This is a genomic window from Serratia sp. NPDC078593, assembly GCF_050268245.1.
Classification (GTDB): Bacteria; Pseudomonadota; Gammaproteobacteria; order Enterobacterales; family Enterobacteriaceae; genus JBNNGK01.
Genome location: NZ_JBNNGK010000004.1, coordinates 168,984 through 183,263 on the forward strand (window position 1 = coordinate 168,984; position 14,280 = coordinate 183,263).

Below are 14,280 nucleotides of genomic sequence, written 5' to 3' on the forward strand. Positions count from 1 at the left end.
TCTCGTTCTGATGGTTAATACGTTTCTGAAGGGATTTTATTATGCTTTCACCGGCAGGGAAGTTATTTCGTTTTCACACTCTGGGGCTGTGCATTACCTTGTCGTTGGGTAATCCGTTTACGCTGGTTTATGCTGCCGATGAAATTCAGTTCAATACCGATGTATTAGATACCAACGATCGCCAAAATATCGATCTCAGCCAATTTACGCGCAGCGGCTATATCATGCCGGGCGCTTATACCATGGTTGTTCACGTCAATAAAACTGACTTACCGGAACAACCCATCAGTTATGTTCCTCCCGAAAACGATCCAAAAGGCAGCGAGGTGTGTTTATCACCCGCGCTGATAATGCAATTAGGGCTGAAAGAAAAGCTGGAAAATACGCTGCGTTGGACGCATGACGGTCAATGTCTAGATATACACAGCTTAGACGGCATTGAGGCGCGTGGCGATCTGGCCACGTCATCGCTGTACCTCAATATTCCGCAGGCCTATTTGGAATACAGCTCGGAAAACTGGGATCCGCCCTCACGCTGGGATAACGGTATTCCCGGTTTGTTGTTTGATTACAACGTGAATGGGCAAAGTCGCAAGAATTTGAAAGGCGGCAGCAGCAGCTACAGCCTCAGCGGTAACGGCACCACGGGCGCCAACTTAGGTGCTTGGCGTCTGCGAGCCGACTGGCAGGCCAACCTCAATCATCAAACCGGATCGGGTCAGTCGACGGATAAGCAGTTCGACTGGAGCCGCTATTACGCCTACCGGGCGATTCCTGCGCTGCGTTCGCGTCTCACCATGGGTGAGGATTACCTTAACTCCGATCTGTTCGACAGCCTGCGTTTTACCGGTGCCAGTCTGCGATCGGACGACAACATGCTGCCGCCGAACCTGCGCGGCTACGCCCCGGAAGTGAGCGGCGTGGCGAAAACCAATGCCAAGGTGGTGATCAGCCAACAGGGGCGCGTGTTGTATGAAACGCAGGTCGCGGCTGGGCCGTTTCGTATTCAAGACATCAATGATGCGGTGTCGGGTGAATTGGATGTGCGGATTGAGGAGCAGGATGGCAGCGTACAAGAATTCAAAATGAATACTGCCAACATTCCTTATCTGACGCGGCCTGGCACCGTGCGTTACAAGCTGGCGGCGGGTAAGCCGTCGGAGTGGGGCCATCACCTGCGCGGGCCGCTGTTTGGTACCGGAGAGTTCTCTTGGGGGGTCAGCAACGGTTGGTCGCTGTATGGCGGTGCGATCGCCGGTGGCGATTACAACGCGCTGTCACTGGGGGTCGGTCGCGATCTGATGGCGCTGGGTGCGCTGTCGTTCGACGCCACGCAATCGCGTGCCAAATTGCCGCAAGACGGTATCAAGACCGGCGGCTCCTATCGTTTGAGCTATTCGAAAAACTTTGACCAATACGACAGCCAGGTGACCTTTGCCGGTTATCGCTTCTCCCAGGAAGATTTCATGAGTATGGGGGAATATCTGGATGAACGCTATGAAAGCAACCGCAGCGGTAAGAGCAAGGAGATGTACACCATCACCTTCAACAAACAGTTCCGCGAGCTGGGGCTGAGTGCTTACCTCAACTACAGCCACCAAACCTACTGGGATCGGGCGGCCAATGATCGCTATAACCTGATGCTGTCACGTTACTTCGACCTTGGCAATTTCAAGAATATGAGTCTCTCGCTGTCGGCCTATCGCAACCGCTACAACGAGCGCAACGATGACGGCATGTATTTGTCGCTGTCGGTGCCGTGGGGGAACACCTCGACGCTCAGTTACAACATGACGGTCAACCGGGACAACAGCTCGCAGCGCGTGGGGTACTACGATCGCATTGATGAGCATAACAATTATCAATTAACCGCCGGTGCCGCACGCAGTGGGGCAACGCTGAGCGGTTATTACAGCCATGAAGGCGACTTGGCGCAGGTCAATGCTAATGCCAGCTATCAGGCGGGGCGTTACAGCGCGGTGGGGCTGGCGGCGCAGGGCGGTATGACGTTGGCGGCGGAAGGGATGGTTTTACACCGCGTTACCACGCCGGGCGGCACGCGATTAATGCTCGATACCGACGGCGTTGCCGATGTACCGGTGCGCGGTTACGGCAGCACGGTGATGACTAACCGCTTTGGCAAGGCCGTTGTCACTGACGTCAACAGTTATTACCGCAACAAAGCCAGCATCGATCTCAATCGCTTGGGCGACAACGTTGAAGCGACGCGTTCGGTGGTTCAGGCCACCCTGACCGAAGGCGCTATCGGCTATCGCAAATTTGCGGTGATCGCCGGTGAAAAGGCGATGGCCATCATCAAGCTGGCGGATGGCAGCCAGCCGCCGTTTGGTGCCACGGTGATGAATGCACGTCAGCAGGAAACCGGCATTGTGAATGATGGCGGCAGTGTCTATCTGTCTGGCATCAACGCCGGTGAGGTGATGACCGTGCAGTGGAACGGTGGCCCACAGTGTGAAATTCATCTGCCGACACCGCTCCCGGTTGAGATGCTGATGAGTAACCTGCTGTTGCCATGCCACCCCCTTGCGGCAAGTACCTCCACGCCGGTCGCCGAATGAATGGTGCCCGGCTATTCGTGACCGATTGATAACAGTGAAGAAGATGAACACGATGATAAATAAACCAAAATTATCCCTGTTGGGCGCGTTTGCCACCGCTGCGGCCCTGTCGATGGGCGCGGTTGCGACCTCGTCCCATGCTGCTATCGCGCTGGATCGCACTCGCGTGATTTTTAACGGCGATCAAAAAACCATGAGCCTCAATATCAGCAACCAGAACCAGCAGTTGCCCTATCTGGCTCAGGGTTGGATTGAGGACGAGCACGGCAACAAGATCCAAAGCCCGTTTACCGTGCTGCCGCCGGTGCAGCGTGTTGAACCGGGTAAACCAAGCCAGGTGAAGATCCAGGCATTGCCGGTAGCCAAACAGCTGCCGCAAGACCGTGAGACGCTGTATTACTTCAATCTGCGCGAGATCCCGCCACGTAGCGACAAGCCGAACACGCTACAAATTGCGCTACAAACGCGCATCAAAATGTTCTACCGCCCGGCGGCGATTGCCCCGCAAAAAAACGCGGCGCCTAGCCAGGAAGCGTTGACGCTGACCAAACAAGGCAGCCGCTATGTGGTGAATAACCCAACGCCTTTCTACGTGACGTTGGTCGAGGGCAGCAGCCGTAAAGACGGTAAAGGCGTCGCCGGTTTCGAACCGGTGATGATTGCCCCACTCGGCAGCGCCCCGTTGAGCGTATCGGCGGCGGCATTGGGCAGCAGCCCGGTACTGACCTATATCAACGATTACGGCGGCCGTCCGCAACTGACCTTCAGTTGTGCAGGCACCTCGTGTCGCGTTGTGCCAGACAAAAAGTAACCAGTAACGGCAGCGACACAGACAGCGGAGAAAAATACCTATGCGGAACGGACAACCCTTTGCACGCTACCAACGGCGCCTGATCGGCCTGACGGCAGCAGCAGCGATGATGGTACCGCTTACGGCGAGCATGATGTTCATGCTGTTGCCATCGGCACGCGCAGTCGATAACTGGGACGTAGAGGGGGCTAATGGCGTGTTGCACGTTTATGGCGCTCTGACGGAAAGCGCGTGCAGTCTGGAAATGGCCTCGGCGCGACAAGAAGTCTGGTTAGGTGAAACCGGTAGCGCGCACTTTCAGCAACCGGGCGATCGCGGTACGCCGGTGGCCTTTGAACTGAAATTGAAAGATTGCCTGCGCGCCCCGGCCAGCAATCGGGACACGTGGACCGGTGCGCTAGCGTGGAACGGCAGCCAGCCTGCGGTGTCGGTGGGCTTTATGGCCGCCGCCGATGACGATGCACCGATGCTGGTGAAAGTGAGCGGCGTCAGCGGGCTGGCGTTGCAACTGGCCAACAGCGACGGCCAGCCGGTGCGGCTGGGGACGCGCAATCCTCCGATGTTGTTGTCGCCGGGACAAAACACGCTGACCTATACGGTGACACCGGTCCGAACGCCGGCAACGTTGGGCGTGGGGGCCTATCGCGCGACGATCGACTTCCGGCTGTATTACGACTAATCGCCGGATAACGGCAAGGAACGGTGAGCGCAATGCGAATAAAGGAGAGTGACACCATGAGCGCGAGAACCATCGCCCGTCGCGGTAGCGCGTTGCTGGGCATCGGGCTGTTAGCGGTCGGGCTGGCCATGCCACCCGCGGTCGCCGATGAGAATATGCGCTTTCGCGGCGCATTGGTCGCAGAACCCTGCGTGATCCCACCCGGTGAAGAACAGATTCAGCTCGATTTTGGCACCATTGTGGATAAATACCTGTATCTGAACACCCGCACGCCTAGCCAACTTTTTACTTTGCATCTGGCGGAGTGCGATCTCAGCCTGGGGAATACGGTATCGGTGACGTTTAGCGGCACTGAGAACGCCAAGTTGCCCGGGTTGCTGGCGTTAGACAGTGCCAGTAGCGCGTCAGGCATAGCCATTGGATTGGAAGATCGTGAGGGTCAAGCCCTGCCGTTGAACAGCGCGAGTGACAAATACCGCCTGACGGCGGGCAGTAACCTGATTGCGTTACAGGCTTACGTGCAGGGCGAGCCGCAAGCGATTCAAAGCAAAACCATTGGCCGTGGGGAATTCAGTGCGACAGCAACGTTCAGTTTGGAATACGAATAATGCGCTGGTGGCGTGCTTTATCGCGCTGTTTGCCGTGTCGCTGTGTTATTTCCCGAATATGGGCGGTGTGGGGCTGGGTTTACCGCTCAATACGCTGACTTATGCGCTGCTGGCGGGGATGGTGCTGCTGATCAGCGTACGTGGCGTGAGCCGACGCGGTGGGTTTATCACGCCAACGGCGATGTATTTCTCCTGCGGCGTGCTGTTGCTTTGCCTACCGCTGGCTTTCAGCCCCGCAGGGGACACGAGTACCTCGGCCTGGCGTGTTGCAGGATTGTTGGCGGGATGGGGACTGTATTGCGCCTGGCTGCAACGGCGGCTTAATGCACGCTGGCGCGGTGCGCTGGTGGTGTGCCTCGTGCTGATGGTGAGCGTTCAGGCGGCGATCGCGCTGTTGCAGCTTTTCCTACCCGCCTGGAGCTGGGTGCCCATGCGCGGGTCGCGGGTGTTTGGCATCTTCCAACAGCCCAACGTGCTGGGCAGTTTTCTGGCCACCGGTTTGGCGCTGACGCTGATGCTGGCGTTATTACCCGGATATGTACTGCCGTCGGCTGTCTGGGAGAAGGGGCGAAAAGCGACGTTGTCGCTGCTGTTGCTGGTGTTGACAGCCTTGCTGGTTTGGGTGCAGTCACGCACCGGTTGGTTGGCGGGGGCGTTGGTGCTGCTGGGATATTGGGCGGTATGGGGAAGGCGCTTTCCTCGTCAGTTAGTCGTGCTCGGCGGATGGATGTTACTTGGCTGCGCATTGGGGCTTGGCGTGCTGCTGGCGGCCGATGAAGGGGGCGGGCTGCATTCCCATGCGATGTCGAATCAGGCGCGGCTCGCCATGTTGTTGGACACGCTGAAAATGATTGCCGCACATCCGTTCGTTGGCTGGGGTTACGGCAGTTTTGAGGCGGCGTTTCAACAATTTCGCATTAGCCAGCAGCCGCCAACGGCGGTGCTGGAAATCGCGCGCCATCCCCACAATGAAATTTTGTTGTGGTGGCTGGAGGGCGGTGTGGTGGCGTTGCTCGGTATGTTGGCGATCGTCGCAGGCGCAGTGCGCTTGTGCGTTCAGGCGTTGGCACACGATCGCCGCGCTTTTGCCGCCGGGCGCGGTGATGCCGGAGAGGCAACCTGCCTGTGTCTGGCCTTGCTGCCGATGGCGTTACACAGCCAACTGGAATACCCGTTTTACCTGTCGGCGCTGCATTGGTTGGTTTTTGTGCTGCTGTTGGCGACGGTTGACCGTCTTTCCTGCCGCCACTCTCGCTTGATTGGCACTGCCGGTCACGGGCTGATTGCCGTACGCGGTGGCGTCGCGCTGCTGTGTCTGGCGGGCATGGTATTGATGCTGGAGATATTTCGCGGTGGTCTGGCGTTAACCATCGTTGAACGCGGCGGGCTGCGGGATATGCGACCGTTGCAATCCATGTCGCCGCTGGCGAAATGGGGACTGCAACAGCGCAGAAGCTTTGATCTACAAACGCATCGGTTATTGGCCTACAACGTTTCGCGCGATGACGCTGAATTGGATCGCTACGCCGTTTGGGCGCAGCACTATCTGACGACGCGGGTTGATGCCAACGTTTATGCCAATTTGATCGCTATCTTGCGCCACCAGCAGCAAAGCGCGGTAGCTGAACGTTATCGCTCCAGCGCGGCACTGTTATTTCCACGTGACCGGCGTTTTTACCCGCCGACGGCAACATCAAAAGTGTAAATAAAAAGGAAGTTGAAGATGATCACAAAGCGTATGACGTTGCCCCTGCGGGCGGGGATTTTAACTGCCGTGCTAATCGGCGGGGTGGCGTGTCAGGCGACAAAAACCTCGAAAGCGGGGCAGCAGAGTGCAGCCGCCGCGCAGCCTGCGCCTTCGGAAGACGCGTTGCGTAAGCAGCGCGAGGCGGAGCGTTTGCAGCAGTGCCAACAAGAGTTGGGCGCATTGCGCACGGTGAACGAAAAACAGTTCCAGCACTATAAGCAGGCTTTTGACAGTTTGATGAGCGGCGCTTCGCTGTATGCCGGATTGCGCACCAAAGTGAATGGCGAGACACAAGAGACGGTGGACGCCCTGTATCGCTACAAGGTCAACCGCCTGTGTGCTGAGGTGAACCAAGCGGTGTTGACCGGTCTGGCTGAGCGCGGGGAACAGGTTAAATGAAGCAGGCACTGCGCACGGCGCTGGTAACACTGACTCTTGCTCAGGTGCCTTGCGGCGTTCAGGCCGATGATGGTGTACCGGCACTTCTGCAATTTGCAGAACAGTATCAGCAACAGACAATGCAGCGTGATCCGGCTCCCGAAGCGCAGGCGGCGAAACCCCCTGCGGCGAACCACAACGCGGAAACGCATCACCGTCGTCCCCCAGCAACATCTGCAACGACAACGGCTACCGCTACCACCTTTACGCTGCGCCGGGCATTGCTTGAACGTGAGAATCAACTGGCGCGGCAACGCGTGGAGCTGGGCGCCTTGCGTCAGGAACTGGCGGCGTTACGTGAGCAAAAACCGCTTGAACCGCCGGCACCCAGATTGCCTGATTTAGCCCCGTTGCAGCAGTGGTTGGGTGGATTACGGCAGGCCTGGCAAGGTACCCCGGATGCACAACGCAGTGCGGCATTGCTCAAGCGGGCTACTGAGCAACTGACTCAACTGGAAAAACAGCGGGCTGACAGTGACGCGCGTTATACCCGCGATCGGCTGGCGTGGCAGCAACAGCTCAAGACGTTGCAACAGTGGACGCTGACACCGAACCAACTGAAAGACCAGACTCACCGGCTGTCTTACGCGGCGGGTAGTGCGTTGGGGCGCGATATTCAGACGTTAATGGCAGAGCGCCAGGGCTGGGGGGTACCGGTTGACCGCAACAGCCTGTTGGCTGGCGTACTGGATAGCGTATCGGGCAAGCCACTGTTACCCAAAGAGGAGTTAACGGCGCTGATAGCGCAAGCCGACGCCGCCGCGAATACGGCACGCGAGCAGGTGATTAAACGGCAAGCGCAGCAAGACCGGGAATACGTTGCGCACTTTAGCCAGCAGAAGGGGGTAAAACGTGCGGATATGGGCTTTTGGTATCGGGTCGATTATGCCGGCGATCGGCCGTTGAGCGACGATGCGGTGATTGATGTGGTGGTGAAGGAGCAACTGACGGATGGCACTGTTATCCAAGATATGGCGCTCAGCGGTAAAGTGTTGTCGCAGCCATTATCCGCCTATCCACCGCTATTCCGTGCGGCAATCAGTCAGTTGAACGATCACGGCTCGTTGACCATGGTGGTGCCGCCAGCCTTGGCTTACGGCGAAAGTGGTTATCCTCCCCACGTTCCCCCTAATGCCACCATGGTTTATGAGTTGCGCATCGACAATAGCCGTCAACCGCAATAGCGAAGGAGAGCGAGCATGAAATCCGTGATGTCATTGGCTATATTTGACGAGAATAGCTATTTTGCCGAGGGGCTATTCTCTGCGTTAGCCGCCCATTTCGCTGCCCTTAACATTGAGACGCATCGCGTTGATCGGCAGCATGTGCATGAGGCTGATTTGATTTTTCACTATTTCCCGTTCGGCAACCCGAGCTGTTTTTGTCACTATGCGTCGCTGGTCGGCGCGTCTAATCCGCTGTATTTTGCCCTGCGTCGCCCAGAGAATCGGCGTAAGCGGCGGTTTTCCCCTCACTGTTTGTCGGAATGCGGTGTGATTTACCATGATATGTCGCGGGCGGCGATAGTGCATAAGGTGACGGTGGCGCTGGGGCAACGTCAGGCTCAACCGAACGATGTATATCATCGCGTTGACGACTGTAGCTGTTTGCAGCATTTACTCACGCAGCGTGAACAGGAAATCATGCTGTGTATGAAGCAGGAAATGCGGATTTCCGACATTGCCCGCAGCTTGGATATTAGCGTCAAGACTGCCAGTAATCACAAAATGAGCGTCATGCGCAAAATGGGATTTCAGCGTAATACCGAGCTGTACTGCTGGTTGAGGCAGGGGATCGTGGCGTTACAATCGCCTGTTTTACGGCAGAATCAACTTTCCCCACAACGTTAGCGGCATGGTCTATAGTTACCTTCATCATGGAGGAGGGGCTATGCGCTTTATCGTCGTCAGACATGCAGAATCACAAGGAAATCGTGACGGGATCATTCAAGGACAGCTTGATAGCCCGCTGACGGTAGAAGGCCATCGGCAGTTGGCTGCGCTGATGGGGGTGTTGAAACATTGCCAGCTTTCACAGATTATCAGCTCCCCTTCTGGCCGTGCGATGACCACCGCACAGGCGCTGGCGGCCTACTGCCATTGCAATGTGAGCAGTGATGTACGCTTATATGAGCAGCATTTTGGTTGTTACCAAGGCCAGCCCTATCATCAGGCGTTGTCCCGCGATCCCGCAGGTTTCGCCCAGATTTTTTCCGGGGTACCGTCTGCCATTGCCCCGCAGGGGGAATCGGCCGTGCAGGTGGTGCAGCGTTTAATGTCATTTTTCGCCAGCTTTTCCCCCCATCACCGGGGTACGGTGGGCGTCGTCACCCACGGTTATGCGTTACAGGCGTTGATTTGGCAGTTGCAAGGTGCCAATCTGCGCGAGGAAACCAGTAAATACAGTCACCTCAGTTGCAGCTATTCCATTGTGGACACCACGGCCAGTGGGCTGACGTTACAGCATTGGGGCATTGCGACCCACTTGCTTGCGCTACGTCAAGCGCCGATCTGAACGCCGCATTGTCCTGCCTAGTGTTAATTCCTGTTAGACGAAGCCAAACAGGCTGAAAGCGTCATCCTGCGGATGGTAATTCAATAGGTGGGAGGTTTCAGTCAATGACAGCCGTTTATAACGGTTGTTGGAGATGCCGTGAACCACTGCGTGATGTACGTCTTTGATACGAATGCAGCGATCGAGCAGATCGACGGCGTCGCGATGGCTGAGATAGGCGCTCATTTCACGGGCGCTGGGGTGGTGTTCGGTCGTCAGCGTGGTGAAGTTGGCGATACGCACCGACAGCGCGGAAAGCTTTTCCTGATGGGCAAAATAGGCGGCGATACCTTCCCCAAACGCTTTGCTCGCGCCGTATAAATTCTTTGGTCGTGGGGCATCGGCCGGGCGCACCTGATAATCCAACGGATAACCTTCTACCGCCTGTGCGCTGCTGGCGAATACCACTCGCCGACACCCGGCGTCTTTTGCGGCGCGAAAGATATTAAAAGTACCGAGAATATTATTGTCTTTCAACGAGTCACAAAAATCCGCGTCAGGCGAGGGTTCGGCCGCCAGGTGCAGCACGGTATCGATGCCCGTACAGGCGTCACGGCAGGCGGGGAGATCGGTGATGTCAAAGGTGACGACTTGATCATCGGTAGCGATATCGGTCAACAGACGGTGGTCGCGATCCGCCAGCCGCAGCGCGTGGCGGCCCGCCATTGCCTGACGATAAACGCTCGCTACACGCCCCCCGGCACCGGTGATCAGGATTCTTCCCATATCTGTACGCAATGTCATGACTCTTTTCATCCCTAAAGCAAATTACGCAGAGCCACAGTATTAATATGCTAAATAATTCTTGTCCAGCCTAATATCAGTTTTTCTGATGATTTAGATCAATGAAAGGGTGCGCTTAGCCTTCCTGTTGGGCGTTGGAGAGTCACGCAATGAAAGCAACGTAAATCGAGAGGGGAGGAAGCAGGTTGGCTTATTTAGACGACTGGAGAGGTTAAGGTAAATAACCTTATTGTGGGGGTTAAACAGCGTAATTCGTTATTTTTGTCTTTATTTTACCGTTGTTGTTTTCCGCGTCGTCGGCCAAATCTACACACTGTTTCTTGTTGTTTATCGGCCAGTGTTTGGAAATACCTGCCAGAAAAGATACGCGTCATAATAAACACAAGCTGAATAATTCAATTAGTAAACCTTATGCGTCTATCGTATGTTTGGTGTTGCCTGGGCATCCGCTGATGCCCGGGTGTCGGCGGTGACGAAATCTACGATTGTTACCGGTTAGCCGCCGTTTTGCCTGCGCGATCACATTTCCGTACTTTGCCACGTTAAACGCTTGCCGCGGCAAAAAACACGGTGTTAACGTCATCACTCAGCCGCTTTAGGGTTGTCACTGCTTCGGCAGGCAAAACCTAAACCTCGTGCTTCTGTTGAACCCATGCTGGGCGCAGAAGGCACGGGGTTTAGGTTTTTTTTTGCTCGGAACTTTACCGTCGCGTTTGGCCACTGCGTTGCTGGTGGTACCGTCGAATCAGGGAGTTAAGGATAATCAGATGAAATATCAACAACTAGCCAGTGAAATTTTGGCCGGTGTCGGTGGCCGTGACAATGTGAACAGTCTGGAGCACTGTGCGACCCGATTACGCTTTAAGTTGCGCGATCGCAGTAAAGCGGAGGCCGCGGTATTGAAGGGCAATCCCGGTGTGATCATGGTGGTTGAGAGCGGTGGTCAGTTTCAGGTGGTGGTGGGCAGCCATGTCGGCGAGGTGTATGCCGCAATCAATCAGGCGGCGGGGTGGCAGGATGGCGCGCCGGTGACCGATGACGGCAAGACCGACAATCTGTTCAGCCGCTTTATCGATGTGGTGTCGGGAATTTTTACTCCACTGCTGGGGGTGATGGCAGCGTCCGGCATTCTTAAGGGCTTCTTGGCGTTGGCGCTGGTGATGGATGGGTTATCGCAGGAGAGTGGCACCTATCGGCTGCTTTTTGCCGCCAGCGATGCGTTGTTCTATTTCTTCCCGATTATGTTGGGGTATACCGCGGGTAAGAAATTTGGCGGCAACCCCTTTATCACCATGACGATTGGCGGCGCGTTGACCCATCCGCTGATGATTGCCGCATTCGAGAGTAGCCAACAGCCCGGCGCGGCGACGGAATATTTCTTGGGTATCCCGGTCACGTTTATCAACTACAGCTCATCGGTTATCCCGATTATTTTTGCGGCTTGGGTGTCGTGCAAGTTGGAACCGTGGTTTAACCGCATGGTGTTCAGCTCGCTGCGTAATTTTACAACGCCAATGCTGTGTCTGGCGATCACCGTGCCACTGACGTTTTTGCTGATCGGCCCGGCGTCCACTTGGCTCAGTCACCTTTTGGCTAACGGCTATCAGGCGGTTTATGCCATTAACCCAATGATTGCCGGCGCATTTATGGGCGCGCTGTGGCAGGTTTGCGTCATCTTTGGTCTGCATTGGGGGCTGGTACCGCTGATGATTAATAATCTCAGCGTGATGGGCCGCGATACCCTGCTACCGCTGTTGCTGCCGGCGGTAATGGGGCAAACCGGCGCTGCACTTGGCGTGATGTTGCGCACCCGCGATGTCAAACTGCGTGCTTTGGCGGGATCCGCGGTCAGCGCCGGTCTTTTCGGTGTGACCGAACCGGCGGTTTACGGTGTGACCTTGCCAAACAAACGGCCGTTTATTTTTGGCTGTATCGGCGGCGCAGTGGGGGGCGCGGTGGTGGGGTATTTCCACACGGCGACCTACTCCTTTGGGCTGGTCAGTCTCTTTACCTTCGCACAAATCATACCCGCAGGTGGCATCGATGCGACGGTATGGGGCGCGATTGTCGGCACGCTGCTGTCGTTCTTGATTGCCGCCATTGCCAGCTATTGCTTTGGCATGCCTGCGGAAACCGCAACCGCAACCGCAACCGCAACCGCAACCGCAACCGCAACCGAAACTGAGCCGGACAACGCCACAGATCAACCGCCAGCCGCGGCGTTATTGAACCGCGCACAGCAGATCGCCAGCCCAATGGCCGGTGAGCGGGTGCCACTTGAACAGGTCAATGATGTGACCTTCGCCAGCGGTTTACTGGGCAAAGGGGTTGCGATTGTGCCGCAGAATGGGCGGGTGGTGGCCCCGGTCGATGGTTACGTGGCTTCGCTGTTTAGAACCAAACATGCGATAGGTATTGCGTCGGATGAGGGGGCTGAGGTGTTGATTCACATCGGTATCGATACGGTCAAACTCGACGGCCAGTTCTTTACCACGCACGTCGATCAGAACGATCGGATCAAGCAGGGCGATCTGTTGATCGAGTTCGATCTGGCGGCGATCCGCGCGGCCGGATATGACATCACCACGCCGATTATCATCAGCAATAGCGACGACTATGTTGATGTGTTGGTCAGTGATGCTACTGCGGTGCAGGAACAGGCACCGTTACTGACTTTATTACGTTAAGAGGAGAATGCGATGAGCAGTCAATTCCCTGAGCACTTTCTGTGGGGCGGGGCGGTAGCGGCCAATCAGGTAGAAGGCGCTTACCTGAGTGAAGGTAAAGGGCTTTCTACCTCCGATGTGCAACCGCAGGGCATTTTTGGCGCGTTGACCCCGCGTGAGGCGGGTGACAGCGGGATTAAAGATGTGGCGATCGATTTCTACCATCGTTACCCGGAAGACATCGCGCTGTTTGCGGAAATGGGCTTCAAATGCTTGCGCACATCGATCGCTTGGACGCGTATTTTCCCGCAGGGTGACGAGGAGACGCCGAATGAAGCGGGGTTGGCGTTTTACGATCGGCTATTTGATGAGATGGCCAAGTACGGTATTCAACCGCTGATTACGTTATCGCATTACGAAATGCCGTATGCGCTGACGCAAAAATACGGCGGCTGGGGCAGCCGGCAGACCATTGCGTTTTTCGACCGCTATGCGCGCACGGTGTTTGAGCGCTATAAACATAAAGTAAAACACTGGCTGACCTTTAACGAAATCAACATGTCATTGCATGCGCCCTTTACCGGTGTTGGTTTGCCGGAGAACAGCAGTAAAGGTGACATTTATCAGGCGATTCACCATCAACTGGTGGCCAGTGCGAATGCGGTTAAGGCCTGCCATGAGATTGTGCCCAACGGTAAAATTGGCAATATGCTGCTCGGGGGAATGCTCTATCCGCTGAGCTGTCGGCCGGAAGACGTGCTGGAAACCCAGCGTCAAAACCGCGATTGGCTGTTCTTTGGCGATGTACAGGCGCGCGGTTATTACCCTGCCTATATGCAACGTTTTTTCCGTGAGAACGGTATTCAGCTGGAGGTGAGTGACGAAGATCGGTTGGCGTTGCGCGAAACCGTTGATTTCATCTCCTTTAGTTATTATATGAGCGGTTGTGTGACCACTGACGAGGCGCAGAACCACACGACGCGCGGCAATATCCTGAATATGGTGCCGAATCCGCATTTGGTCAGTTCCGAATGGGGATGGCAAATTGATCCAATCGGGCTGCGTTACCTGCTCAATGTGCTGTACGACCGTTATCAAAAACCGCTGTTCATCGTTGAAAACGGGCTGGGGGCTAAAGATTCTATCGAAGCCGATGGCAGCATTAATGATGATTACCGTATTAATTATCTGAATGACCATTTGGTGCAGGTGGCTGAAGCCATTGATGACGGCGTCGATGTCATGGGGTACACCAGTTGGGGGCCGATCGATTTAGTCAGCGCATCAAAAGCTGAAATGTCTAAACGCTACGGCTTTATTTACGTCGATCGCGATGATGCGGGCAATGGCAGTTTGGCGCGCCGACGTAAAAAAAGTTTTTACTGGTATCGCGATGTGATCCGCAGCAACGGGAAGAGCCTGAAGAAAGACTGAGGGTGTGATGTATTGGCACTG

12 protein-coding genes are annotated in these 14,280 nt (G+C 55.9%); 11 read left to right on the forward strand and 1 reads right to left on the reverse strand.

The features are described from left to right. Positions 1-41 precede the first annotated feature (41 nt). The 9 genes from ACQKDS_RS06480 to ACQKDS_RS06520 are packed head-to-tail and all read left to right on the forward strand — an operon-like array spanning position 42 to position 9,376. A complete protein-coding gene (locus ACQKDS_RS06480; RefSeq protein WP_399667529.1) occupies positions 42-2,579 on the forward strand; it encodes an outer membrane usher protein in 2,538 nt (845 codons plus the stop codon). Between the two features lie 52 nt (positions 2,580-2,631). After that, complete coding sequence (locus ACQKDS_RS06485; RefSeq protein ID WP_399667532.1) at positions 2,632-3,390, forward strand: fimbria/pilus periplasmic chaperone; 759 nt, start codon at positions 2,632-2,634, stop codon at positions 3,388-3,390. Positions 3,391-3,430: 40 nt separating this feature from the next. Next, on the forward strand, positions 3,431-4,069 hold the full coding sequence (locus tag ACQKDS_RS06490; protein WP_399667534.1) for a fimbrial protein: 639 nt from the start codon (positions 3,431-3,433) through the stop codon (positions 4,067-4,069). Positions 4,070-4,125: 56 nt separating this feature from the next. Next, positions 4,126-4,677: a fimbrial protein gene (locus ACQKDS_RS06495; protein ID WP_399667537.1), complete on the forward strand. Its 552-nt coding sequence runs from the start codon at positions 4,126-4,128 to the stop codon at positions 4,675-4,677. Next, a complete protein-coding gene (locus ACQKDS_RS06500; protein ID WP_399667540.1) occupies positions 4,643-6,382 on the forward strand; it encodes a PglL family O-oligosaccharyltransferase in 1,740 nt (579 codons plus the stop codon). The genes ACQKDS_RS06495 and ACQKDS_RS06500 overlap by 35 nt, the downstream gene beginning before the upstream one ends. 18 nt (positions 6,383-6,400) lie before the next feature. After that, positions 6,401-6,823 (forward strand): hypothetical protein, encoded by a 423-nt coding sequence (locus ACQKDS_RS06505; protein ID WP_399667543.1) that lies wholly within the window; start codon positions 6,401-6,403, stop codon positions 6,821-6,823. Beyond that, entirely contained in the window at positions 6,820-8,046 is a 1,227-nt protein-coding gene (locus ACQKDS_RS06510; protein WP_399667546.1) for an FKBP-type peptidyl-prolyl cis-trans isomerase N-terminal domain-containing protein, read from the forward strand. The genes ACQKDS_RS06505 and ACQKDS_RS06510 overlap by 4 nt, the downstream gene beginning before the upstream one ends. A 15-nt stretch (positions 8,047-8,061) precedes the next feature. Next, positions 8,062-8,712 (forward strand): response regulator transcription factor, encoded by a 651-nt coding sequence (locus ACQKDS_RS06515; protein ID WP_399667549.1) that lies wholly within the window; start codon positions 8,062-8,064, stop codon positions 8,710-8,712. Positions 8,713-8,752: 40 nt separating this feature from the next. Next, positions 8,753-9,376, forward strand: a complete 624-nt coding sequence (locus ACQKDS_RS06520) for a histidine phosphatase family protein (RefSeq protein ID WP_399667552.1) — start codon at positions 8,753-8,755, stop codon at positions 9,374-9,376. A 33-nt stretch (positions 9,377-9,409) separates the two neighbouring features. On the opposite strand, the gene ACQKDS_RS06525 is transcribed toward ACQKDS_RS06520, so the two are convergent. Continuing rightward, complete coding sequence (locus tag ACQKDS_RS06525; protein ID WP_399667555.1) at positions 9,410-10,159, reverse strand: NAD-dependent epimerase/dehydratase family protein; 750 nt, start codon at positions 10,157-10,159, stop codon at positions 9,410-9,412. A gap of 767 nt (positions 10,160-10,926) precedes the next feature. Between ACQKDS_RS06525 and bglF the strand changes: the two genes are divergently transcribed. Together bglF and ACQKDS_RS06535 are read left to right on the forward strand one after the other, a co-directional pair. Further along, a complete protein-coding gene (gene bglF / locus ACQKDS_RS06530; RefSeq protein WP_399667558.1) occupies positions 10,927-12,846 on the forward strand; it encodes a PTS beta-glucoside transporter subunit IIABC in 1,920 nt (639 codons plus the stop codon). A gap of 12 nt (positions 12,847-12,858) precedes the next feature. Beyond that, positions 12,859-14,259: a glycoside hydrolase family 1 protein gene (locus ACQKDS_RS06535; RefSeq protein ID WP_399667561.1), complete on the forward strand. Its 1,401-nt coding sequence runs from the start codon at positions 12,859-12,861 to the stop codon at positions 14,257-14,259. Positions 14,260-14,280: the final 21 nt, after the last annotated feature.

Bases quoted from the DNA above. Each gene is read 5' to 3' on its own strand.
- ACQKDS_RS06480 (WP_399667529.1), top strand. From the start codon at position 42: ATGCTTTCACCGGCAGGGAAGTTATTTCGTTTTCACACTCTGGGGCTG.
- ACQKDS_RS06485 (WP_399667532.1), top strand. From the start codon at position 2,632: ATGATAAATAAACCAAAATTATCCCTGTTGGGCGCGTTTGCCACCGCT.
- ACQKDS_RS06490 (WP_399667534.1), top strand. From the start codon at position 3,431: ATGCGGAACGGACAACCCTTTGCACGCTACCAACGGCGCCTGATCGGC.
- ACQKDS_RS06495 (WP_399667537.1), top strand. From the start codon at position 4,126: ATGAGCGCGAGAACCATCGCCCGTCGCGGTAGCGCGTTGCTGGGCATC.
- ACQKDS_RS06505 (WP_399667543.1), top strand. From the start codon at position 6,401: ATGATCACAAAGCGTATGACGTTGCCCCTGCGGGCGGGGATTTTAACT.
- ACQKDS_RS06510 (WP_399667546.1), top strand. From the start codon at position 6,820: ATGAAGCAGGCACTGCGCACGGCGCTGGTAACACTGACTCTTGCTCAG.
- ACQKDS_RS06515 (WP_399667549.1), top strand. From the start codon at position 8,062: ATGAAATCCGTGATGTCATTGGCTATATTTGACGAGAATAGCTATTTT.
- ACQKDS_RS06520 (WP_399667552.1), top strand. From the start codon at position 8,753: ATGCGCTTTATCGTCGTCAGACATGCAGAATCACAAGGAAATCGTGAC.
- ACQKDS_RS06525 (WP_399667555.1), bottom strand. From the start codon at position 10,159: ATGACATTGCGTACAGATATGGGAAGAATCCTGATCACCGGTGCCGGG.
- bglF (WP_399667558.1), top strand. From the start codon at position 10,927: ATGAAATATCAACAACTAGCCAGTGAAATTTTGGCCGGTGTCGGTGGC.
- ACQKDS_RS06535 (WP_399667561.1), top strand. From the start codon at position 12,859: ATGAGCAGTCAATTCCCTGAGCACTTTCTGTGGGGCGGGGCGGTAGCG.